General features: G+C 35.5%; 15 protein-coding genes, 1 tRNA gene and 11 pseudogenes. 15 read left to right on the top strand and 12 right to left on the bottom strand.

Annotation, left to right across the window (positions count from 1 at the left end; all coding sequences use genetic code 11):
• Positions 1-115: 115 nt before the first annotated feature.
• The 4 genes and pseudogenes from NBW39_RS01930 to NBW39_RS01945 form a co-directional block, all read left to right on the top strand.
• Positions 116-553: pseudogene (locus NBW39_RS01930) on the top strand (IS4/Tn5 family transposase DNA-binding protein); the annotation flags it as partial.
• A 94-nt stretch (positions 554-647) separates the two neighbouring features.
• Positions 648-1,520 (top strand): IS982 family transposase, encoded by an 873-nt coding sequence (locus NBW39_RS01935; RefSeq protein ID WP_250294632.1) that lies wholly within the window; start codon positions 648-650, stop codon positions 1,518-1,520.
• A gap of 16 nt (positions 1,521-1,536) precedes the next feature.
• Positions 1,537-2,544: pseudogene (locus NBW39_RS01940) on the top strand (IS4 family transposase); the annotation flags it as partial.
• A gap of 52 nt (positions 2,545-2,596) precedes the next feature.
• Positions 2,597-2,789 (top strand): annotated as a pseudogene (locus tag NBW39_RS01945) (IS66 family transposase); the annotation flags it as partial.
• Positions 2,790-3,503: 714 nt separating this feature from the next.
• On the opposite strand, the gene hisS reads toward NBW39_RS01945, so the two are convergent.
• Both hisS and NBW39_RS01955 read right to left on the bottom strand, forming a co-directional pair.
• Positions 3,504-4,727, bottom strand: coding sequence for a histidine--tRNA ligase (hisS, locus tag NBW39_RS01950; RefSeq protein WP_250295464.1), 1,224 nt, complete (start codon positions 4,725-4,727; stop codon positions 3,504-3,506).
• Entirely contained in the window at positions 4,724-5,287 is a 564-nt protein-coding gene (locus NBW39_RS01955) for a NifU family protein (RefSeq protein WP_250295733.1), read from the bottom strand. Before NBW39_RS01955 ends, hisS begins: the two co-directional genes overlap by 4 nt.
• Before the next feature lie 169 nt (positions 5,288-5,456).
• Here NBW39_RS01955 and NBW39_RS01960 point away from each other — a divergent pair, with 169 nt between their 5' ends.
• The 4 genes from NBW39_RS01960 to uvrB all read left to right on the top strand — a co-directional run bounded on the left by NBW39_RS01960 (position 5,457) and on the right by uvrB (position 9,806).
• Positions 5,457-5,708: a DnaJ domain-containing protein gene (locus tag NBW39_RS01960; RefSeq protein ID WP_250295465.1), complete on the top strand. Its 252-nt coding sequence runs from the start codon at positions 5,457-5,459 to the stop codon at positions 5,706-5,708.
• An 87-nt stretch (positions 5,709-5,795) separates the two neighbouring features.
• The gene (locus tag NBW39_RS01965) at positions 5,796-7,028 is read left to right on the top strand and encodes a cytochrome b (RefSeq protein WP_250295466.1); all 1,233 of its coding nucleotides are present in this window, start codon (positions 5,796-5,798) and stop codon (positions 7,026-7,028) included.
• Complete coding sequence (locus tag NBW39_RS01970) at positions 7,028-7,792, top strand: cytochrome c1 (protein ID WP_370273695.1); 765 nt, start codon at positions 7,028-7,030, stop codon at positions 7,790-7,792. The genes NBW39_RS01965 and NBW39_RS01970 overlap by 1 nt, the downstream gene beginning before the upstream one ends.
• 100 nt (positions 7,793-7,892) lie before the next feature.
• On the top strand, positions 7,893-9,806 hold the full coding sequence (gene uvrB, locus NBW39_RS01975) for an excinuclease ABC subunit UvrB (RefSeq protein WP_250295467.1): 1,914 nt from the start codon (positions 7,893-7,895) through the stop codon (positions 9,804-9,806).
• A 137-nt stretch (positions 9,807-9,943) separates the two neighbouring features.
• Here the strand turns inward: uvrB and NBW39_RS01980 are convergent.
• The 9 genes and pseudogenes from NBW39_RS01980 to rsmA form a co-directional block, all read right to left on the bottom strand.
• A pseudogene (locus tag NBW39_RS01980) lies at positions 9,944-10,451 on the bottom strand (IS66 family transposase); the annotation flags it as partial.
• 27 nt (positions 10,452-10,478) lie between these two features.
• Positions 10,479-10,880, bottom strand: a pseudogene (locus NBW39_RS01985) (IS630 family transposase); the annotation flags it as partial.
• A 15-nt stretch (positions 10,881-10,895) separates the two neighbouring features.
• Positions 10,896-11,297: pseudogene (locus NBW39_RS01990) on the bottom strand (transposase); the annotation flags it as partial.
• A gap of 16 nt (positions 11,298-11,313) precedes the next feature.
• A protein-coding gene (locus tag NBW39_RS01995) for an IS5 family transposase (RefSeq protein WP_250294694.1) occupies positions 11,314-12,140 on the bottom strand; the annotation gives its coding sequence in 2 pieces (ribosomal slippage) (positions 11,314-11,753 and positions 11,753-12,140; 828 coding nt in all).
• A gap of 54 nt (positions 12,141-12,194) precedes the next feature.
• Positions 12,195-12,674, bottom strand: a pseudogene (locus NBW39_RS02000) (transposase); the annotation flags it as partial.
• A gap of 95 nt (positions 12,675-12,769) precedes the next feature.
• A pseudogene (locus tag NBW39_RS02005) lies at positions 12,770-13,230 on the bottom strand (IS630 transposase-related protein); the annotation flags it as partial.
• 61 nt (positions 13,231-13,291) lie between these two features.
• A pseudogene (locus NBW39_RS02010) lies at positions 13,292-14,102 on the bottom strand (DUF6444 domain-containing protein); the annotation flags it as partial.
• 89 nt (positions 14,103-14,191) lie between these two features.
• Entirely contained in the window at positions 14,192-15,685 is a 1,494-nt protein-coding gene (gene guaB / locus NBW39_RS02015; RefSeq protein ID WP_250295468.1) for an IMP dehydrogenase, read from the bottom strand.
• A gap of 509 nt (positions 15,686-16,194) precedes the next feature.
• Positions 16,195-16,989 carry a 16S rRNA (adenine(1518)-N(6)/adenine(1519)-N(6))-dimethyltransferase RsmA gene (rsmA, locus tag NBW39_RS02020; RefSeq protein ID WP_250295735.1) on the bottom strand — a complete coding sequence of 265 codons (795 nt, stop codon included), beginning with the start codon at positions 16,987-16,989 and terminating at the stop codon, positions 16,195-16,197.
• A 78-nt stretch (positions 16,990-17,067) separates the two neighbouring features.
• Between rsmA and NBW39_RS02025 the strand changes: the two genes are divergently transcribed.
• Both NBW39_RS02025 and NBW39_RS02030 read left to right on the top strand, forming a co-directional pair.
• Positions 17,068-17,140 (top strand) — tRNA-Thr (locus tag NBW39_RS02025).
• A 24-nt stretch (positions 17,141-17,164) separates the two neighbouring features.
• Positions 17,165-17,884 (top strand): triosephosphate isomerase, encoded by a 720-nt coding sequence (locus NBW39_RS02030; protein WP_250295469.1) that lies wholly within the window; start codon positions 17,165-17,167, stop codon positions 17,882-17,884.
• A 58-nt stretch (positions 17,885-17,942) separates the two neighbouring features.
• Here the strand turns inward: NBW39_RS02030 and NBW39_RS02035 are convergent.
• A pseudogene (locus tag NBW39_RS02035) lies at positions 17,943-19,071 on the bottom strand (DNA-processing protein DprA).
• Positions 19,072-19,132: 61 nt separating this feature from the next.
• Here NBW39_RS02035 and NBW39_RS02040 point away from each other — a divergent pair.
• From NBW39_RS02040 to NBW39_RS02060, 5 genes and pseudogenes are all read left to right on the top strand, one after another.
• The gene (locus tag NBW39_RS02040; protein ID WP_250295470.1) at positions 19,133-19,507 is read left to right on the top strand and encodes a ferredoxin family protein; all 375 of its coding nucleotides are present in this window, start codon (positions 19,133-19,135) and stop codon (positions 19,505-19,507) included.
• A 220-nt stretch (positions 19,508-19,727) separates the two neighbouring features.
• Positions 19,728-20,771 carry an RDD family protein gene (locus NBW39_RS02045; protein ID WP_250295471.1) on the top strand — a complete coding sequence of 348 codons (1,044 nt, stop codon included), beginning with the start codon at positions 19,728-19,730 and terminating at the stop codon, positions 20,769-20,771.
• Between the two features lie 60 nt (positions 20,772-20,831).
• Positions 20,832-21,849 (top strand): annotated as a pseudogene (locus NBW39_RS02050) (D-alanine--D-alanine ligase).
• On the top strand, positions 21,830-22,588 hold the full coding sequence (locus NBW39_RS02055; RefSeq protein WP_250295472.1) for a cell division protein FtsQ/DivIB: 759 nt from the start codon (positions 21,830-21,832) through the stop codon (positions 22,586-22,588). The pseudogene NBW39_RS02050 and the gene NBW39_RS02055 overlap by 20 nt, the downstream one beginning before the upstream one ends.
• Before the next feature lie 227 nt (positions 22,589-22,815).
• Positions 22,816-24,219: an NAD(P)H-dependent flavin oxidoreductase gene (locus NBW39_RS02060; protein WP_250295736.1), complete on the top strand. Its 1,404-nt coding sequence runs from the start codon at positions 22,816-22,818 to the stop codon at positions 24,217-24,219.
• The last annotated feature ends 73 nt before the right edge of the window (positions 24,220-24,292 follow it).

Below are 24,292 nucleotides of genomic sequence, written 5' to 3' on the forward strand. Positions count from 1 at the left end.
CATGCACAATTCTGCGACTTACTATTACCCATAAATCTATAAATGGTGAAAAAGCTGCTATTTTACTAATGCAACTTTCTATTATAAATAGATCTATGGTCTAAAAATGGAATATATGATGGAAAGAAATATAAATACCTCAACTGGCGAATGGGCAGAAAGTGAATTTGGAATTGTTAATTTTGGTGATATAAGATTAAGTAAGAGGCTTTTAAAAATAGTTAATAGTTTTGCTGAATCACCTGAGCGTTCAATAAATCAAGCTTGTGAAGATTGGCATCAAAGTAAAGCAGCTTATAGATTTTTCCAAAACGATGCCATTTCTGAAAGAAAGATATTAGACAGTCATATAATTAAAACTGTTGAAAGAGCTAAGGAACACTCAACCATCTTAGCTATCCAAGACACGAGTTATATTTCATATAAAAATCATAAAAAGACCGAAGGATTAGGGATTATAGCAGCAAGATTAACATCTAAAACAACTAATTTTAAAACCCATGGATTAGTGATGCATACAACGTTTGCAGTTACAACAGAAGGGCTACCTATAACCTCAGTTATGGATTAGAAAATAGATAAAAGTATAACTAAGAAGAGGGAAACAGGGTAAACTCGAGTATTTTAGTAATAATAAGAGGTTACCCATGAAGAAAGATATTACAGAACTGTACTGTTGCGTCGAGGATTTTTGTCGTGCGGTAGATGATAATTTTGCAAATAGGTTCTTATCAAACGGCAAAAAACCAACCAGAGTACCAGAAATAGCGCACTCAGAAATTCTAACCATAATCCTATTATACCATAAATCACCATGTAAAAACTTCAAGGCTTTTTATCTTTGTTATCTTCAGTTATTCTATAGATCAGAGTTTTCAAAGCTGCCTTCATATCACAGATTTATTGCCTTAAAGCCGCGAGTTTTGTGGTATTTAGCATTACTTTTGCAATGGTTTTGTGAACAAGCAAAAATGACCGGGATTTCCTACATAGATTCTACTTCAATAGCAGTATGCCATCGAAAAAGAATCTCAAGAAATAAGGTTTTCAAAGGATTAGCAGAGTTAGGAAAGAATACTTACGGCTGGTTTTTTGGTTTTAAATTACATGTAGTAATCAATGAAATAGGTGAAATTCAAGGTGTTACGCTAACCAGAGGTAACGTCGATGACAGAAAACCTGTACCAACTCTAACCAAAAAACTAACTGGACTTTTGTTTGGAGATAAGGGCTATATAAAGAAAGAGCTCTTTGAGAAACTATTCGATAGAGGTCTAAAACTCGTCACTAAAGTGAAAAAAGGTATGAAAAATGCACTGATTTCGCTGAAAGAGAAGATTTTACTAGGGAAAAGATCGATTGTTGAAACGGTTTTTGGCTGCCTAAAAAACAAATTTGAACTTGAGCACACTCGGCATAGATCCACAGTAAATTTCTTGGTACATATTTTTTCTACCCTCATTTCTTATTCAATGCAATCGAAAAAGCCCTGTATTTCTCAGCTTTACTTCGTTGGTTAATCCATAACTGGGGTCTATAGGATTATTAGATCAAAAAATTAGTACTAGACCTTCCTTAGCTGAAGACCTAAAGGAGTTGAAAAGAAGAAGCCATAATACTGCTCTTCCCATAGAAGAGGAAGAAAGCATACGGTGCACTTAAAGATTCTACTCACCATCCTGGATTAAAGAACGTTAAGGTAGTTACCGTTTGCGATAGAGAAGCAGATATTTATGATTTATTTGAAGTCGCTTCCACTAATCAATCTCTTTTTGTAGTAAGAGGAAATCAAAACAGAACAGTAAATAAGAAGTCGACTTATTCTGAAAAAGGTGGTGAAAGGTTGTGGGATTTGCATGTCTTGTCAAGGAGAAATACAAGTCTGCTCGCAATGATAAACCTCAAAGAACAACAGTTTTAGAAGTAAAGTTTAGTAACTTTGTGATGAATGCATCAAAAAATAATGCTAGACGTAAAACCCAAAAACTTCCTAATTTAAGTTTAAATGCTGTCTATGTTATAGAAAAACACCCCCCATTTGGCGAAGAGCCTATGAACTGGGTTTTGTTGACAAATATAAATATTAATAATTTTGAAGAAGCAGTAGAAAAAATACAATGGTATTGCTTAAGATGGAGAATAGAGGTTTTTCATAAAATTTTGAAATCCGGTCTTAAAGTTGAAGAATGTAGGCTCCAAACAGCAGATAGATTAATCCGCTTTCTTACAATTATGAGTATAATTGCATGGAGAATATTTTTTATCACATTGGTAGCTAGAACAAATCCGAATCTTTCTTGCACTGTCATACTGACTGATGACGAATGGAAGGTTTTATATACCAAAATGCTTAAGACAAAAAACTATCCTGAGACTCCACCACCTATAAGAGAAATTGTGAGGTGGGTGGGCAAGTTAGGAGGGTTTTTAGCTCGCAAAAATGACTTAGAACCAGGCCCTATAGCTTTGTGGAAGGGATGGAAACGTCTCTTTGATTTAGCAGAAGGATGGAGACTTGCTCATGAATTCTATACTTGTGGGTAATAGTAAGGTTCTGCGAGAGGCTGGCGGGGAAGGTCCGCTGGTCTACTCTCCTTTGAATGATTCAGAAAACATTCCATTGACAAACAATCACGCTGAACAACAGATACGACACTATGTCGTTTACCGTAAAAACTCATATTTTACATAATCACAGCGAGGAAACACATTCCTCGAACGGATAATTTCATTATACTTAACATGGAAACAAAGGGGCTTTCCAAAATCTCCTATCTATTGTTTCTTAAACCACTCTGCTGAACGGATACCATCCAAGTAGCTCCCTCTCCCGTCATCCCAGTGCTTCCTTCTCCTGTCATCCGAGTAGCCCCTTCTCCTGTCATCCCAGTGCCCTGACTACTTGGATCCAGAAAACTTAACTTTAAATAAGTGGCTGCATAATAAAGACTAGATCCCAGACTGGGATGACAAAAAAAGGAGCACAGGAATGACACCTCTCTTGGGCTCTTTTAGCCATAAATATTAAGAAATTTACCAAATAAAAAAAAAGGCAAAAGAAGCCCTGGTCATTGTCTATTTTCTGTATTGGCGTTTTTTTAAGTCTTAAATACTGCAATTTAGCTGCTTTTAAGTGCAATTCACCTTAGTTTGAATGTTTAAGAAATTTACTAGGCAGAAAAAAAAGGCAAAGAAACCCCGTGGTAATTAGTGTTCACTCTCTAATCCTGCAAATCGGCGTACTATACTGTCTTAAACAGCGCGTTTCAGCTTATATAGCTAGAAATGTTGTGAAGACATAAGGTGCACATAGTGGAAAAAATTAAAAATAAGACGCCAACTACGTTGTTTTCTTGCTGTTTAATCTGCACAGATGAAGATAACTGAATACCTTCAGTTTCATGATAAGGGAGCTGGCGGAGTTTGTAAAGTGATTTTTTCCTTTCTATTCCCAATGTTATATGGTTATGCAAGAAAATATTACAGCCTAACCCTGCTCTTAACTAGATATTTTCTATTATGTTGTCGCGGGCGATTATTTTTTCTTCACCTGTATCCATGTTTTTAATCTTTAAAGTTTTACTACTCAATTCTTCATCGCCAAAGATTAAAGCAGCTTTAGCATTTGCTTGATTTGCTTTTTTCATTCGGGTTCTGAGCGTTCCGCTATATTCATAGATTATATATAAACCATTTCTGCGCAATTCATTCGCAAGTGTTAGAGCATGTTCTTCAGCCTCTCTGCCAATTGGAATTAGGTAAATAGGTCGCTCTTCTTTCGGAGAATAATTGATTAACTCCATTATGCGTTCAATACCTCCTGCAAATCCTATTGCTGGAGTGTGTTTTCCACCCACTGAAGATACTAGATTATCGTATCTTCCACCGGCAAAAACTGCCCCTTGTGCACCTAAATCTTCTGTGACAAATTCAAATACTGTGTGACAATAATAGTCTAGACCTCGAACTAATTTGCTATTTACAGTGTAAGGTATGCCAAGAGCTTGCAGTCCATTTAACACTTGGTCAAAGAAATATGAAGATTCTTTTGTATAGTGGTCACTGATTTTAGGTGCATCCAAAATTATTGATTTATCTTTCTCATCCTTGGAATCCAGTATTCTGAGTGGATTTTTGATCAACCTATTTTGACTATCTTCTGATAGGTCATTTTGAAACTTTTTAAAATATGATATCAAAGCTTCTCTATATTTAGTTATTGTTTTACCATCACCTAAAGAGTTGATTTCCAGCTTTACATTTTTATTGATGCCAAATTCAGTTAGTAAGTGCTGAGCGAGTGATATCAATTCAATATCAGCTTTTGGATCTTCTATGCCAAAAACTTCAAAATTTATATGATGAAATTGCCTTTGTCTTCCCTTTTGCGGTCTTTCGTAACGAAATGCAGGCCCTGTTGAAAATAATTTTATCGGTGTTTGTAATTTTTTTTCGATTAATAGTCTAACAATCGCTGCAGTGAACTCAGGACGTAAAGTTATGCCCTTTCCCCCTTTATCATTGAAGCTATACATCTCTTTAGTGATGATATCTGAGCTATCACCTAAGGTTTTTGTAAAAACCTCCGTGTACTCAAATATTGGAGTTTGGACGGGCAAAAAGCCGTATAAATTTGAGATTCTATTTGCTGTTTGCTGGATGTATTTAAACTTATACCATTCATCAAACAGAAGATCTTTCGTTCCTCTAACCGTTTGATTAGTCATAGTGTGGTCTCTATACCTGCAACCTCTGGTATGTGGTAGCTCAGCATATTCTGCACTCCTTGCTTTAAAGTAATTGCAGCACTTGGGCACCCAGAGCAGGCTCCTTGCAGCTCAACATAAACTATTCCATCTTTATAGCCACGGAATTTGATATCACCACCATCTTGAGCAACTGCAGGTTTGATATAACTTTCCATCAATTCTTTTATTCTATTTACAATTTCTATATCATTTTCATCGAAAAATTCCTCGTCTGGATCATTCATTCCTTCCTTATCTAGCGCTTTTCCACCTGAAGTAAAGTGATCCATGATTGTAGTCAAAATTTCTACTTTTAATGTATCCCAATTAATTCCACCCAATTTTGTTACTGAAATAAAATCATGACAAAAAAACACTCTTACCACATGTTCTATTTGAAAAAGATTTGCTGCTAACTTGGAGTTTTTTGTTTCGTCTGCATTTGAAAAATCAGCCGTTTCTCCTTCGTTTAAAATTTCAAATCCAGGAAGGAATTTTAGCGTATTTGGGTTTGGTGTTTCTTCAATCTGGATGAACATGTTATTTACCATGACGATTATAATTGTTACTATTTAATCATAAAATGATAAAAAAATATACATGTCATTCATCTTTTTCCTTTTTTTGATATTCATAGTAGTTACATTTGTCTTACCTAGCGTTGTTGTATTTTTTCTCTTCCTGACAAAAAAAAATAACATAAGTTTCATGATGAACTCTATATTGAGTAAGTTTTTGAACGAATTTAACAGCAGTAGAAGTTATACTGAAAATTACACTGGTGATAACATGTCCAAAGATGAAGCATTAAAGATACTGGGGCTGAGTCCTGAGGCAAGTCAAAATGAAATCAATAAAGCATATCAAAATTTAATGAAATTAGTTCACCCAGATAAGGGAGGCTCGGAATATTTTGCACAAAAGTTAAATGCAGCACGTGATAGGTTGCTGAAGAGATAGTAATTAATATCGCTTTAAACTTTTTATTGCTCGTTGGGGATAAGCTGCTACAATAAAATGAGTTAAAGGTAGAGAAAGCTTTAAGTTATGCAAGATGATACTAAAAAAAAAACAACGATAGAAGAAGAAAAAGGCATATTAGGATGGATAGAGTATAGACTGCCTATATTTTCTTTTCTAAAACATACTGCTTCTTATCAAGTGCCAAAAAACTTAAATTATGCTTGGAACTTTGGTTCTTTGGCTGGCATAGCGCTAATTTTGCAAGTAATAACAGGTATATTTCTTGCTATGCACTACACTCCGCATGTTGATTATGCGTTTAATAGTGTAGAGCGCATAATGCGGGATGTGAATTACGGGTGGTTAATACGCTACACCCATGCTGTCGGGGCATCGCTCTTCTTTATGGTAGTCTATGTTCATATAATGCGTGGATTATATTACGGATCTTATAAAAGACCGAGAGAGATGGTGTGGTTTATTGGAATATTTATATTTTTTACAATGATGGCAACTGCCTTTATGGGATATGTTCTTCCCTGGGGACAGATGAGTTTCTGGGGTGCAACAGTCATAACTAACTTATTTTCAGCTATACCTTTAATTGGCAATAAAATAGTTATATGGTTATGGGGTGGTTTTTCAGTGGATAACCCAACACTTAACCGTTTTTTCGCTCTGCATTATCTTCTGCCTTTCATTATTATTGCTTTAGCTATGCTTCATGTGATAGCTCTGCATAGGTTTGGCTCTGGTAACCCAAGTGGAGTGGAGGTAAAATCAGATAAGGATACCATTCCTCTCTATCCTTATTATATAGTCAAGGATTGCATAACTTTTGGTCTGTTTTTTGTAGTTTTGTTCGCATTTGTTTTCTATGCTCCTAATTATCTTGGACATCCAGACAATTATATAGAAGCTGATTCTATGGTCACTCCGGTACATATAGTGCCAGAGTGGTATTTTTTACCTTTTTATGCAATGCTACGTTCAATTCCAGATAAACTTACTGGTGTGCTTACCATGTTTGCGTCTATTTTAGTGTGGTTTTTGTTACCTTGGCTTGATAAATCAAAAGTTAAAAGTGGTACTTATCGCCCGGTATTCAAGAAAATTTTTTGGGTTTTTGCAATAAATTTTGCACTTCTTGCCTGGCTTGGAGGACAAGAGGTGAAAGAGCCTTACATCACTATGAGCAGGCTATCCACTCTTTATTATTTTGCATATTTTGTAATAATTTTACCGCTTCTTAGTAAGTATGAAAAGCCAAAAGAACCACCAAAAATCTTAAGTGATTCTGTGCCGGAGATGAAGTAATGCTGATGAGAAGTATGTTAGCTATACTTTGCATATTGTTTTTTGCTAATTTTGTGTATGCAGAAGAATTCAAGCCATCACCAAATAAGAAAATGGACTGGAAATTTGATGGAATTACTGGATCTTTCGATAGGGAGTCAATTCAGCGTGGCTATAAAGTGTATAAGGAAGTCTGTGCTGCTTGTCATTCAATGAATAGAGTGGCATTTCGTAACTTGCAAGATATCGGTTTTTCTGAAGAAGATGTAAAACAGATAGCAGCTTCTTATCAAGTTAAAGATGGCCCAAATGATTTGGGTGAAATGTTTGACAGACCTGGAATACCTTCGGATTATTTTGTTGCACCTTTTGATACAAAAGAAGCAGCTGCAGCAAGCAATAATGGTGCTGTTCCACCAGACTTATCATTAATTATTAAAGCAAGGCATGATGGTGCAAATTATGTCTATTCACTGTTAACAGGTTATCAAAACGGCGAGCATGATGAGAATGGTTTATATTTTAACCCGTATTTTTCAACAGGCAGATTAGCTATGGCACCACCACTTTCTGAAGGAATGGTGGAATATAATGGTGCTAGGCAAGCTACAGTCGGAAATATGGCATATGATGTGGTAAGTTTTCTACAATGGGCAGCAGAGCCAGAATTAGAGCATAGGCATAAACTTGGATTAAAAGTAGTGGCGTATTTTATAATTTTAACAGTGTTTTTTGTATTAACTAACAATAGAATTTGGAGCAAGCCCTATAAAAAGAAAAAATAGAATTTCTTATCCATTTATTATTCACTTTCATACTTAGTTTACACTAGCAAGTGTATTATACAATAATAAACACACTATGAAGACATAGTAGGTAGAACTTATGGAATTTCAAATAGTTACAAATTTTCAACCAGCTGGGGATCAGCCGCAAGCAATCGATAGTTTAGTTGCGGGGCTAAATAGCAGTAAAAGAGATCAGGTTTTACTTGGGGTTACTGGTTCTGGGAAAACTTTTACTATGGCAAATGTTATTGCAAGAACAAATAGGCCTGCATTAATTATGGCACACAATAAAACTTTAGCAGCACAGCTTTATGAGGAAATGAAAGGATTGTTTCCCAATAATGCTGTTGGATACTTCATTTCTTATTATGATTATTATCAACCTGAAGCCTATTTGCCACAAACTGATACTTATATCGAAAAAGACTCTGCAATCAACGAAAGGATTGACATGCTGCGTTATTCTGCCGTTTGCTCCCTTTTGGAGCGCAGGGATACGATCGTAGTTGCCAGTGTTTCCTGTATATACGGTCTTGGCTCGCCTGAAAGTTACCGCAGCATGACCATACCCTTAAGTGTTAGAGATAAAATTCGTATTAATGATTTCCTGAGCAACTTAACTGATCTCCAATACAAGCGCTCTGATGCCAGGTTTGAGAGAGGATATTTCAGAGTGCGTGGCGATATTATCGATATATTTCCTGCCTATTATGAAGATAAAGCTTGGCGTTTATCGCTGCTTGGCGATGAAATAGAAGAAATTTCTGAAATTGATGCAATAACTGGCAATGTTATCAAACGCATAGATAAAATCACCATTTTTCCAAATAGCTATCACATAACCACGCGTGAGACTCTGTTGCAAGCAATTGAATTAGTCAAAAAAGAGCTGCATGGACGCTTGAATTATTACTATTCGCAAAACAAGATTGTTGAAGCAAAGCGCCTCGAACAACGCACTAATTTTGATATCGAAATGATGAGGACAACAGGAATATGTAAAGGTATTGAAAATTATTCGCGGTATCTCTATGGAATGGAAGCTGGTGATCCACCGCCTACTTTATTTGAATATTTACCCAAAGACGTAATTTTATTTGTTGATGAGAGTCATGTCACCGTTCCTCAGGTTGGTGCAATGTACAGTGGTAATGAGGTGCGTAAAAAGAAATTGATTGACTATGGCTTCAGGCTCCCTTCCGCTTTTGATAATCGTCCATTAAAATTTGAAGAGTGGGAGAAAGCTAGGCCGCAGACTATTTACATTTCAGCTACTCCTGGAAAGTATGAGTTGGCAAAGACCAATAATGTATTTATAGAGCAAGTTATCCGCCCAACAGGGCTTACAGACCCAATCTGCATTGTGAAACCAATAGAGAGTCAAATTGATGATGTAATTCATGAGGCACAAGTGACAATAGGAAAGGGATTTTGTGTTTTAATCACTACACTGACGAAAAAAATGGCTGAAAATTTAGCTGAATATATGAGTGAATTAAATATGAGAGTGAGTTATTTGCATTCGGATATTGGTGCATTGGAAAGAATAGAAATTATATGTAAATTAAGATCTAAAGAAATCGATGTTTTAGTAGGTGTTAACTTGCTGAGGGAAGGTCTTGATATTCCAGAGTGTGGGTTGGTTGCAATTTTGGATGCTGATAAAGAAGGATTTTTGCGATCAGAAACATCGCTCATTCAAACGATCGGTCGTGCTGCGCGTAATGCTGAAGGTAGAGTAATTTTGTATGCAGATAAAATCACTGGTTCTTTAGATCGTGCATTAAGAGAGACTGAAAGAAGAAGAAAAAAACAAGAGGAACATAATATATTACACAATATTGTCCCGAAGACTATAATAAAACCTATATCAAACACCTTACAGGAGAGGGCAATAGCAGAACCGAAAGTAAATACTAATAAGGATGACTTGAGAAAGCAAATGATAGAGCATGCTGAAAATTTAGAGTTTGAAGAAGCAGCAAGAATAAAAAAATTATTGCAAGGTTAAGTAATATATGATGCTATGGGCATAGTATGAAAGTGTAAACAACCTGCTATTCTCCTTCTTATTTTAGCTCATCTTTTTGAGATTTTTGACAATATTTTAGAACTGAAGAAGGAAAGGTATCCGTTCAGCAGAGTGGTTTAAGAAACAATAGATAGGAGATTTTGGAAAGCCCCTTTGTTTCCATGTTAAGTATAATGAAATTATCCGTTCGAGGAATGTGTTTCCTCGCTGTGATTGTGTAAAATATGAGTTTTTACGGTAAACGACATAGTGTCGTATCTGTTGTTCAACATGTCAATGGAATGTTTTCTGAATCATTCAAAAAATTCCACATCATTCTTTCAGATTTCAAAATATTTTTTGCAACTCGAGAAGCTCCTATTGCTTCAGGTAGGTAAAATATCTCCTTCAAGTAATACCTTGTACGTTTTCGCAATTTTCTGGCACGTCTGGCAAATCTAAAAACATCTATCTCATTTTTTAACAGAGCTTTTTTCAGTGCAAACAACTCAACAGCAACATCTCTCAAATAACAGCCGAGAATTTTGACCTCAATGTTCCAACTATGTTTCAAAATCCCTTGATCCAACAAATTTGCCTCTTTTCATCAGAAAAATAATTGTATGCTGCATATCTGTCAGTTATAGCACTTCTCATAATAATCCGAACAGATCATAGAAAGGCAGAATCAACAGCATGACGAAAAGACTTGAATAGAGGAATGTTTTTCCTGACTCTGTTTTTTATAGCAAACCAATGATGTTCAATTTTGTTAAAATCTGGAGAATACGGTGGCAGATACAAAATTTCTGCACCAATCCCTTTAGCAAGCTTAATGATCTTATCAGACTTATGAAAAGTAGCATTGTCAAGAATGACAGTTTGTCCAGGTTCCAAGGTCGGTATCAAAAATTGCTCAAACCATCCATTAAAAATATCCATATTACAGTGGCCTTCAAAGGTTAATGGAGCAACTATTTTTCTTTCACTTAAAGCTGCAATCATACTGATTCGTTGAGTTTTCTTCCCAGATTTTAGGGCATAAAACCGCTGTCCCTTCTGACAATATCCATAGACCCCAGTTATGGATTAACCAACGAAGTAAAGCTGAGAAATACAGGGCTTTTTCGATTGCATTGAATAAGAAATGAGGGTAGAAAAAATATGTACCAAGAAATTTACTGTGGATCTATGCCGAGTGTGCTCAAGTTCAAATTTGTTTTTTAGGCAGCCAAAAACCGTTTCAACAATCGATCTTTTCCCTAGTAAAATCTTCTCTTTCAGCGAAATCAGTGCATTTTTCATACCTTTTTTCACTTTAGTGACGAGTTTTAGACCTCTATCGAATAGTTTCTCAAAGAGCTCTTTCTTTATATAGCCCTTATCTCCAAACAAAAGTCCAGTTAGTTTTTTGGTTAGAGTTGGTACAGGTTTTCTGTCATCGACGTTACCTCTGGTTAGCGTAACACCTTGAATTTCACCTATTTCATTAGACCTCTTTCAAAATTCACATCATCAACTCTAGATTGTAAATTCCAGCTATCAAATTGAATCTCAATCCAAAACGTTTTCGCCGATTGCGATATTTATCTGCAATAATTTTAAATCTTTTAAGCAAACCGATTACATTCTCAACCACAACTCTTTTGCTTGCAAGCTCTTGATTTTCTTGCTTTTGTTTCTTAGTCAATGGGTGCTTTTTCGTTTTTCTATGTGGCAATTCAACATTTGCGTGAATTTTTTGTAGACCTCTGTAACCGCTATCTGCTAGGACTTTGATACTTGGTAGTATGTGCACTTTTGACTCCTTAAAAAGCCGAAAATCATGTTTCCTACCATTTGAAAAAGACGTGCAAATGATCTTTTTGCTTTCTTTTTCCGAAATAATCTGTGTTTTTATACTGTGCTTTTTCTTTTTTCCTGAATAAAATCTTTTTTGCTTTTTTTGGGTCTTTCCACAGGAGTTTCTGTTGCATCTATCACTAAAACCTCATATTCTATATCACTTTTTAGAACCTCTTTTCGCCCTGGCAATGCAAAATCCGGATGTTTTACCAATGTATTTTCAATCCACTTTATGATTTTATAGGTCGTACTTTCGCTCATACCATAACTTCGACCAATGTGGAAATATGTCCGATATTCACGAAGATATTCCAATGCCATAAGTAGCCTGTCTTCTATACAGAGCTTGCTTTTACGCCCACTTTTTGCTTTTTTCCTTCTATCTTCTTCATCTAAAATTTCTACCATCCTGTTGAAAGTTGCCTTCTTTACTCCTGTCAGACGACGAAACTTCTCTTCATCTAACTCCTTAGTTTCTTCATATCTCATACTTTTAAATGTATGATTTTATACTAATTTTTTGCTCTTTTCCAATTTTGAAAGAAGTCTATTGATTACTACATGTAATTTAAAACCAAAAAACCAGCCGTAAGTATTCTTTCCTAACTCTGCTAATCCTTTGAAAACCTTATTTCTTGAGATTCTTTTTCGATGGCATACTGCTATTGAAGTAGAATCTATGTAGGAAATCCCGGTCATTTTTGCTTGTTCACAAAACCATTGCAAAAGTAATGCTAAATACCACAAAACTCGCGGCTTTAAGGCAATAAATCTGTGATATGAAGGCAGCTTTGAAAACTCTGATCTATAGAATAACTGAAGATAACAAAGATAAAAAGCCTTGAAGTTTTTACATGGTGATTTATGGTATAATAGGATTATGGTTAGAATTTCTGAGTGCGCTATTTCTGGTACTCTGGTTGGTTTTTTGCCGTTTGATAAGAACCTATTTGCAAAATTATCATCTACCGCACGACAAAAATCCTCGACGCAACAGTACAGTTCTGTAATATCTTTCTTCATGGGTAACCTCTTATTATTACTAAAATACTCGAGTTTACCCTGTTTCCCTCTTCTTAGTTATACTTTTATCTATTTTCTAATCCATAACTGAGGTCATAGGGGTAGTCTTCAGTGTTGTCAATGCCAGACTCATCTATATACACTAAGTTTTTAGGTTCTTTTGTTGCTATAATTTTCAAGAATTTAGCACGTTTTTCTTCGCTTCTTTCCTTGTACCCATAGGTCTTTTTTTGCGTGTAAATCCAATTTTTTTCAGGGCTCGGTGGATAGTTTGGATACTAACGTTGCTCCAAAGTTTAGCCATTTCCAATAGAGTCTTTCCTCCGTTTTCTCTGGCAAATTTAGCAAAGGCATCCCAGTCGGTAATTTTGTGATTGTAACCTCCATTTCCAAGTTTTTTTGATTGAAAGTCACCTGTTTCTTTTCTTCTTTGCTGCCACTCCCACAAAGTAGTTCGTCCAATTTTAAATCTTGCTGCCACTGTTTCTCTGCTTTCTCCCTCGTCTAGAGCTTCCATTGCTTTTTTCCTTAAGTCATAACTATATGCTGCTGGCATACCTACCTTCACTACTACAAATCCTTATTTTACCTTATTTGGACTATTATGAAAAGTACTATACTACCAAGCTATTACGATTGCAGCATACACTGTTTTTTAAAACTTTCATTCCCCTTGACTCTGTAAATTTTACAAAACTTGCCGTATTGCTTGCAAACACCAAGCGAGTTTACCTTTGTTATAATGGCTCGTTTCATCAATAAGTAGAACTTTACTTCTACTTATCTCTTGTTCGATCTGCTCATATGCTTCTTGGCATTTTTCTGCAACTCTAGCCTCGCTATTTGACACGCTACCAACACTGATGTCCAGGTTGAAAATATTTTTTATAATATTTGCTATTTCTCTTTTCGAGTTCTTGTAAAATCCGCTCAGCGCCGCGATTGTTGACTTAACTTTTGGACCAAATGTATCTGGCGTAACACCTTCTGGTAACTTACTGCTTCTTCTTTTCCCGCATCTCCGGCAACGACCATTGATATTCCACTACATAAGGCCTAATTTACGGAAGATCAACTTTTTGATGAATGTACGGTCCCTTGCATATTGCAATCTCTCCTCCGCATTCACAAGTAGATGACAACTTTACTTTTATCACCTCATCTGCATCCATTTTGGCGCGAAAACTTCCTTTATGACCAACCTGACCACCGACGTTTCTGTCGCTCTTTGGCTTGTCCTTCTTTATTTTGTATAATTCTTTAGAGCTTGGCAGAGATGAATTTTTCGAGTTTAAACCAAGCCTCTCCTTTAATTCAGCGTTCTCTATCCTCAGGGCTTTATTTTCTGCTTTTAAGTTTTCTACTTCTACTTCCAACTTCTCTATTTTTTTGCTGTAAATTTTTGCAGAGCTCTTCTAGATCAATCATATTACCTCACGTTTACCCTATGATTATCTTTTTAGATCACCTTGTCTACCTTATTCTGCCACTCCGCTGAACGGATACGAAAAAAGGATCTACTCTGAATCAGATGACAAATTAGATGCTTGATAAGCGTAATTTGGAGCTTCTTGTGTAATGACTATATCATGAGCATGACTCTCTCTTAATCCTGATGCAGTAATAGTAACAAATTTGCAATTTTTTTTCATCTCTTCTATATTCCTATTACCAGTATACCCCATTGCAGCTTGCAATCCGCCAATCAACTGATGGATTACTCCTGAAGCCGGACCTTTGAACGGAACTCTTCCTTCTACTCCTTGTGGAACTAATTTGAGTTTTGAGTCTTTATCTTGAAAATAACGGCTAGCTGAACCTCGTTTCATTGCACTAATAGATCCCATTCCTCGATAGCCTTTATATGCTCTGCCCTTATACATAATAATCTCACCTGGACTTTCGTCAGTGCCAGCAAAAATCGAACCAATCATCACAGAGTCAGCACCAACTGCAATAGCTTTTGCAACATCTCCTGAGTATTTTATCCCACCATCAGCAACTAGTCTGACATTTTTTGCTCTACATAACTCTGCAACATTCTTGATTGCAGAGAATTGTGGCACACCAACACCTGTAACTATTCTGGTTGTACAGATTGATCCTGGTCCTATTCCGACCTTCACTGCATCAACACCCGCATCAATCAACGCTTCAGCAGCCTCCTTTGTTGCAATGTTTCCGCCAATTAATTGCGTATTAGGATACATCTTTTTTATTTCCCTAATGGTATTGATAACGTTTTCGGAATGACCGTGAGCAGTATCCACAACAACTACATCAACTTCTTCTCCGATCAAAGCTTCACATCTTTCTATACCATCTTTTTTACCAGTGCCAATTGCAGCGGCAACTCTAAGCCGCCCTTTACTGTCTTTACATGAATTTGGGTATCTATTGTATTTTTCAATGTCTTTAACCGTAATTAAACCTATACAACAAGAATTTTCATCTACGACCAAAAGCTTCTCTATTCTATTTTCATGCAACAATTTCATTGCTGAGGCACTATTCACTCCCTGCTCCCGCACTGTCACTAACTTATCTTTTGTCATCACTTCGGAAACTTTTACATTCATGTTCTGGTCTTCAATAAACCTCACATCTCGATTAGTTAAAATTCCAACTAACTTGCGTTGATCAACTACAGGAATGCCAGAATAATTGTGCTCTCTCATTAATGAAATTGCTTCCGCAACCGTTTTATCCGGTGAAATCGTAATTGGGTTATATACGATCCAACTTTCATATTTTTTCACTCTTCTTACTTCTAAAACTTGTTCATCTATTGATAAATTTTTATGTATGCAACCTATCCCTCCATGTTGGGCAATAGCTATTGCAAAGCCCGACTCAGTAACAGTATCCATTGCAGAAGATATGAGAGGGATATTTAGTTCTATATTATTTGTTAAATAAGTTTTTGTATCTGCATCGCAAGGCAATATATTAGAATAGGCCGGCAAAAGGAGTATATCGTCAAACGAATAACAAGCTTCCATTTTTTTCATAGGCTTTATTTAAAGCTTATACGCCAATTAATTAAATTGCAATAGGGCTTTTGCAAAATTAGCTATAGCTAAAGCAATTTAGGTTTACCAAAATATATTTATAGTTAGACTAGTAACTATAGGTGATGCCTTAAGTTGTCATTCCAGCACGTGACGCTGGAATCCAGGTTTTATAAACTGGATCCTATGGTCAAGCCCACAACTGTACGAATATTGTCTAGCAGGAGGATGTCATCCCAGTGCCCAGACACTGGGATCCAGGAATTTTATTAAGTTGGTAAACATAAAAGTAGCCGTTTTATGTTAAAATACAACGTTTTGATGATTATGAAAAAGCTGGATTCCAGTGTCAAGCACTGGAATGACATCGTTTACTATGTGCCATATTGCAATGTTCGTACAGTAAGCCATAGGATGACAGAAGCGGAGCTATAGAAGCCGGTGTGGCTCTGTCGTATAGCTCTAACTGTTTTTATGGGATAGAAAGGCTATATGGTTGCTAATACATTTTATCGCAAAATCACATTATTTGCCAGCAAACAAAACTGCTCAATAGTTAAGTCTTCTGGACGCTGGTTTCCACTCAATTTAGCGTTTTCAAGGACAGTTTCAGCATGGTTCGTTATATTTTGCAAACTATTTCTCAGCATCTTTCTTCTTTGAGCAAAAACAGCACGTGTTAATCTTGTTAAGGTTTCCAAATTTACTGCAAACTTTGGGGTAGGCAAAGGATTTACTGTAATTACTGAAGAATGTACTTTTGGTCTTGGAAAAAACTCTTTAGGTTCAATATTAAATTCCTTTTTTACATCACATAGTAACTGGCTTAGCACTGATAAGGAACCATAATCTTTAGAATTGGGTCTTGCCGTAATGCGATCTGCTACCTCTTTTTGAAACATTAATGTCAAACTCGTAAAGAATTTTATGTTATTTAACCACTTTAAAAATAACACTACCGAGATATTGTAAGGCAAGTTAGCAATAACTTTAACTGGACGTTCTATCAGCTCTTCTTCTATAACATGCAGTGCATCTGCTTCTATAATTTTATACTTTCCTTGATGCTCATTTAGCAGTTGATCATGGTGTTTTACTAAATCTCTATCTTTTTCTATAGAAAGTAGAGACTTTGGATTATGCACCAATATTTCTCTTGTTAATGCACCATATCCAGGACCAATTTCAATGACATTAAAATTCTCCAGACTACCAGCTAAAGCGACGATTTTTTTTGTTATCTCACTCGATAAAATAAAATTTTGCCCTAGACTCTTTTTTGGCTTCAGTAAAAATTTTTTCATATTATTTTCATTATACAGTATTTTAAAAATTAGTTGACTAAAATTCATTGATAATTGTATATTATTAATGTGTTTAACGCCGGCTTAGCTCAATTGGTAGAGCAACTGACTTGTAATCAGTAGGTTGTCAGTTCAAGTCCGACAGCCGGCACTCTCACTCATATAAGTAAAGTTGATGTCCTTTTTAATAGTAGCAAATTGGAAAATGAATGGAATGCGTTCTTCATTTGTTGACTTTATAGGCAAACTTAACAACAAGAGCAACGAAATTACCTCTAAATTAGTAATTTGCCCTCCTTTTACGTCATTTCCAAGCAGTATAGAGTTGAACAATAATATTAATATAGGAGCACAGAATTGCCATCATAAAAAGTTCGGTTCTTACACAGGTGAAATTAGCGCAGAAATGTTAAAAGAACTAGGGTGTACTTACGTAATACTTGGGCATTCTGAAAGGGCCAATGAAAAAGATAGTGAAATAAAACTTAAGTCAGAAATAGCAATAGAATCAGGCTTACACCCAATTATCTGTGTAGGTGAAAATTCAGAAGATTACAAAAGTGGAAAAACAAAAGAAGTAATAGAATATCAATGCAAAAACCGCTTGCCAACACACGGTGAATATACCGTAGCATATGAGCCAATATGGGCAATAGGCACAGGTCATGTGCCAAGTAATGATGCAATTGCTGAGGTAATAAAATTGTGTACTGGTAAAAAACACATTATATATGGTGGTTCAGTCAGTTCAGAAAATATAGAAAATTTGTTAAATATTTCAAATTTATCAGGAGTTTTAATTGGCAGTGCAAGCTTAGATTTCGATCACTTTTATAAAATTATACAACAAGTTGAAAAAAAGTTTTCTCTTATTAATTCTAAAATCAGCAACTAAGAATCCTATGCATCATTTCAGTGTCAAGTGCACGAACATCTAGTATAGCTAAAGTAATCTAGAAAATTAACGATATTTTATTCCCCGGTGAACGCTCTATTTTGTTTTCCAACTCCAGTTCCAAAAGAGCCATTAGAGCTATGTTGGTAGAAAGTCCGCTTGCTAATATAAGTTCATCTATATCAACAGGTACAGAGTTAATATGATCAACTATAACCGATTTTGCCTGTTGTAATTTTTCTTGTTTTTGGTTAACAAAATGGTGCTCAACATCAAATAGGTTTTTTTGCTGCGGAGGTAAACTAAACCTAATACTCTCTATTATGTCATCAGCGGATTCGATAAGCTTAGCACCGTTTTTAATTAAATAATTACTACCACTACAGCGTGAATCTAAAGGGAAACCAGAAACTGCAAACACCTCTCTCCCTTGATTTAAAGCAAAATCTGCTGTTATTAGAGAGCCAGAACGTTTCGATGCTTCAATCACTTGTTATTAGAGAGCCAGAACGTTTCGATGCTTCAATCACTGCAACACCCAGCGATAGACCAGATATAATTCGATTCCTCTGAGGAAAATATTGAGGCTTTGGTTTAGTAGCAAATGGAAGCTCAGTAATTACCAACCCACCGTTCCCAGTGATTTTTTTGTATAGATCAAAATTCTCTTTTGGATACACCACATCAATTCCGCTTGCTGTAACAGCAATAGTGGGATGATTTTTGTATATTACACTGTTTGCTGCAGTATCGATTCCTTTTGCAAGTCCAGAAACAATAACAAAACCAGCTTCGCTTAAATCAAGTGCCAACTTATTGGCAAAATTTCTTCCATTCATTGAAGAGTTACGCCCACCGATTATTGCAATTATCTCACGGCTTAATAATGATATATCACCAAGTGCAGTTATTACAGGAGGACAATTAGAGATATTTCTTAAAAGATCAGGGTAATCTGGATCACATGCTGGTATAATTTTAGCTCCAATTCTTTCTGCATTATTGATTTCTTCTCGTGCATCTTGAATGCCATACACCTTATTATTAGCCACCTTATTGAGATATTTCAACACCTCATCTAGTGATCCATGTGTTTTTAGTATACTAAAAAACTTTATTGGTCCTATAGTTCTAGCCAAGCTTAACCATACTTCTAATTCTTTGTTGTTCAATTTATTTATCTTCATAAAAGGCTTGAATTTCTTATCAATTTAGTGTACCCAAGATAATGCAAATATACAGTGTTTTATGACGCATTTTGTTACAGATAAATGCATAAAATGTAAATATACGGACTGTGTGGAAGTATGTCCCGTTGACTGCTTCTATGAAGGTAAAAACATGCTCGTGATTAACCCAGATGAATGTATTGATTGCGGAGTGTGCATACCTGAGTGTCCAGTGGATGCAATTGTAACTGATGATTCCATAAAAGATATTTTAGAACTAGATGAAAAGTTGCTGAGCAGCGAACAAAAAACTTTCAAGTTATTTTACAACATAAACGTAGAATACTCACAAAAATGGCCAAATATCACAGCTAAGAAGCAACCCCTCTATACCGCAGAAGAGTATAAGGAAAAAAAGGATAAAACAGCTTATTTTGATGAAAATTTAGAATAATACTGCTGAAGGAAAAAGAACTTCTCTTATACCTTATGCTGTATCTAGAGGTTGCTGGAAATGGTTGTACTGTTCAAGTTCTTAATGGCACATAATACTAAATTAATGCTAATTTATTTGAGAATAGGTTAACCCAAATAGTAATACAAATAACCAATTTTACTATTATTTAATTGCCAACTAATATAGTACATCAAATAATCATGTGGAGGGTATAAAAATGGATGTTAAAGTAAAATATGCGGGAATAACTAAGCGTGCTGCAGCTTATATAGTTGACAAAATTATATTCCTAGTCTGTTATTCATTATTTTATTTATTAATTTTATTCATATTATCAGGAGAACCCCTTGCCGATGTTTTTAATTATGTCTTTCCTGATATTGACACTAGTAGTGACCTTATATCAGAGCGATATGAAATATTAGAAGACTTAGATATATTATTGGGAGATTTAGTATATATAGCATTGGAAGTATTAATGATAACAAGACTTGGTTGGACTCCAGGAAAGTTGCTACTTGGTATATACATAAAAGATGCAAACACGCTTAAAAACGCTGCTTTAATGCAAGTAGTGATGAGAAGCACTCTCAAGGCACTTTTGTGGGTACCCACCTACATTTCTGAGTGGTTTTTTATTTTACCAATATTGATTCTAATGTTTGCAGTGTTTGATAAGCGCAAGCAGCTTTTCTACGACAAAATTACAAAAACAGTAGTAATGGATTATAGGTCTGAAGCATGCTACCCAAGATTAAACTATGTATATGTGGGAATAACTAGGCGTGTGTTAGCGCATATTATTGACAGTCTTATTATTAAGGGAATTCCTTTAGTCTGTTTGATTCTTGTAAGAGTGGTTTTTCACATTGCTAGACCTAAATTATTAATTATACGTATTTGCTTATCTTTTTTGCTATCGATAGTATTCGGAGTATTCATGATAAGAAGATTTGGTGGTACTCCAGGACAATTGTTATGCGGTATTAATATAAAAGATGCAAATACACTTGAAAATGTTACTCTAGTGCAAGCAATAATTAGGCATATTTCATTTGAAATTATTTGCTTCCCCATATTCATCACGAGAAGGAAATTTTTTGATAAGTATACCTCTGAATGGTGGTTTGATCCTTTGTTAGGCTTAATCTTTATGACCACAATACTAATTTTCATATGTGCAATATTTGACCAACGCAAGCAGTTTCTTCATGATAAAATTGCAAAGACAGTGGTAGTAGATTATAAACCTTCAAACTAACTTTCCCTTCTGTTTACAAGGTTCATATATGTAGTTATAATTAATAAGGTTCTTCTAAGAGTGCCCATGATTCCAACTATAGCAATTTTAAGTGGTGGATTTTCTTGTGAGAGAGAAATATCACTTATGAGTGGAAAAGCAGTAAAGAAGGCGCTTGATAGCCTTTCATATAATGCAATAGAAATAGATGTTGACAGCAACATTGCTGAAAAGCTTAAAAAAATTAATCCGGGCCTTGCTTTTATCGCTTTGCATGGACCTTATGGTGAAGATGGCTGCATTCAAGGTTTATTGGAAATCTTAGGTATAAAATATACACACTCAGGAGTTATGGCTTCGGCTGTTGCTATGAATAAAGTGATGTCAAAGCATATATTTCGATCCCTTAGTATTGATACTCCAAAAGGTTATGTAATTAGCCGAGAAGATGTACTAAAAAATAATATTAAAATCGATCATCCGTACGTCTTAAAACCAATTAATGAAGGCTCTAGCATCGGAGTGCACATAATTTTCTCCCATGAGGATTATTTAAAACTAAAAGATGATAATATCATATTTGATATCATTCCAGCACGTGACCAGGCAGTATCTGGCTACTTGGATGACAAGGAAGGAGCTACTTCTATGACAAGAGATTTGATGATCGTAGAAGAATACATACCGGGCATAGAGTTACATACTGCTGTATTGCTAGATGAAGCAATTGGCACTATGGAAATACGACCAAAAAATAAATTCTATGATTATGAAGCAAAGTATACAGATGGATTTGCAGAACATATATTTCCTGCTGAAATTCCTGACAATATATATAAAATGACCTTGGAACATGCACTGAAAGTTCATCAATTTTTAGGATGCAAAACTATTTCCCGCTCAGATTTCCGTTATAATCCTAAAAACAACACTTTAAAAATGCTTGAGATTAATACACATCCTGGCTTTACTGAGTTATCATTAGTGCCAGAAATTGCAAAATTGGCAAAAGGAATCAATTTCAATGAATTAGTTAAAATTATTATTGAAGCAGCACAAAAATATTAGGGATTTAAGTCATGTTGAGCAATGTTACTAGAAGCCAAAGGAGTTTTTTGCGTAAGTGTGCCTTAGTTATTATCACAGCACTTTTTCTTACGCTAATACTCTACAGCTCACTTGATAAAATAATAAATCGATTTAATTACTACTTTACTTGGTGTAATGAGTGCCTATCCAGTTTATTACTCAGCAATGGATTTTCAATCGATGAAGTAGTCGTGAGCGGCAACAAATTTACAAACAAAAAGGACATTCTAAGTTTGGTAGATAGAACGCAACCTATCCTGTATATATTACTCTCAAAACTTGCTGGTAACATACAATCCGTAAGCAGATGGATAAAATACGTAAGAGTTCACAGAATTTTACCCAATACTCTACTCATTAATATAGATGAGCATAAACCGTTCGCTCTCTGGAAAGATAATAACAAAACTTCGGTAATTGATTTCGAAGGCAAAGTGATCGTAGATGACTATCCAGTAGATGATCTTGTTGTGATTACAGGACAAAACTCGTTATCAAACCTAGAATTTGTTAGAGATGTGTTAGAGAGTAAAACTCAATTGAGTGACCACATTTCTTCTTTTGCTTATATAGGGAACAGAAGATGGAATATCATACTTGATAACGATTCCACAGTGAAACTGCCTGAAGATAACCCTTATAGTGCATGGGACTATTTAAACCACTTGCAAAATACAACTGATTTTACTTTCAGCAATTGGAGTATTATTGATATGCGTATTACTGATAAAATTTTTGTGAAGAGGTGATCTGCTGTCATCCAATTCTTGTTATGCAAACACGAACATTGTAATATGGTACAATGTTGCATAGTAGACGATGTCATGCAAGTACTGGAATGACAAGAACTCCTAGCCAAACTACAATTTGTGGATAGTTTGCTAGCTATAGAAGTTCTAATGATATCAAGAAAAAATAAACAGCTATTATTTTTTTAGTAATTAAGTAAAATAGAGTGAAAGATTGCGAGGAAATTTTGAAAAATAAGATAAAAAAGATAGTCATTTCAGGAAAGGAAGTGTGGCCAATCATCGAAGGTGGTAAAGGCATTGCAATTAGTGATGGAAGATCAAGCGGAGCATTTGCTGCAGCAGATGCTGTGGGTACATTTTCTGGTGCAAATGCTAAGCTTATTGATGATAACGGCGAGTTAGTGCCACTGATTTATAAAGGCAAAACAAGAAATGAAAAGCATAATGAATTAATTGAGTATAGTATTAAAGCTGGAATCAGTCAGGCAAAAATAGCGAATGAAATATCAAAAGGCCGTGGAAGAGTACACATGAATGTGCTTTGGGAAATGGGAGCAGCAGAACGCGTGCTTCATGGCATATTAGAAAAAGCAAAAGGCTTAGTTCATGGTATTACCTGCGGTGCTGGTATGCCTTACAGACTTGGAGAAATTGCAACTAAATATCAGGTTTATTATTACCCTATTATCTCATCGGCGCGTGCTTTTAAAGCGTTATGGAAGCGTGCTTACCAAAGAATATCTTCCTATTTGCTTGGTGGAATAGTGTATGAAGATCCATGGCTTGCTGGAGGGCACAATGGACTCAGTAATAGTGAGGACCCAGAGCTACCACAGGCTCCATTTGAAAGAGTTGCAGAGCTTAGATCTTTCATGAACGAGATCGGTCTTTCAGAAACACCAATTGTTATGGCAGGAGGAGTGTGGCATTTGAAAGATTGGGAAAATTGGTTTGACAATCTGCAAATTGGACCAATAGCTTTTCAGTTTGGCACTCGTCCACTTCTGACGAAAGAAAGCCCAATTTCTGCAGAGTGGAAAAAGAAGCTACTTACTTTAGAAGAAGGTGATGTATTTTTAAATAAATTCAGTCCAACAGGGTTTTACTCATCTGCAGTAAAAAATAACTTCATACGTGAGTTGCAGGAACGGAATTTACGTCAAATAAAATTTTCAGAAAATGCCAGCGAAGAATTTAATAATGAATTTGCAATGGGTAGCAGAGGTAGGAAGATTTACCTTACTGCAAAAGACAAAGAGCTGGCAAATACATGGACTAAAGCAGGGTATACAGAAGCAATGAAAACTCCAGGTACAACTGTTATTTTTGTGACACCAGATAAATTTAAACAAATAAGAGAAGATCAAATCAATTGTATGGGATGTTTGAGCCATTGTTTGTTTAGCAATTGGAAAGATCATGGTGACCACTCAACGGGTCGAAAGCCAGATCCACGTAGTTTTTGCATACAAAAAACACTGCAAAACGTTATACACGATGGTGATATTGAGAACGAACTTATGTTTTCCGGGCACAATGTGTACAAATTTAAGCAAGATCTGTTTTATGAGAATGGCTACATACCGACAGTAAAAGAACTGGTGGAAAGGATATTAACTGGGTATTAGGTTATGGTTGAATTGACAAGAAGATGTTACTTTGTTATAATAAGTATTTGTTAATTTAATCTTAATGCAAGAG

This window comes from Wolbachia endosymbiont of Oedothorax gibbosus, from assembly GCF_936270435.1.
Lineage (GTDB): Bacteria > Pseudomonadota > Alphaproteobacteria > Rickettsiales > Anaplasmataceae > Wolbachia.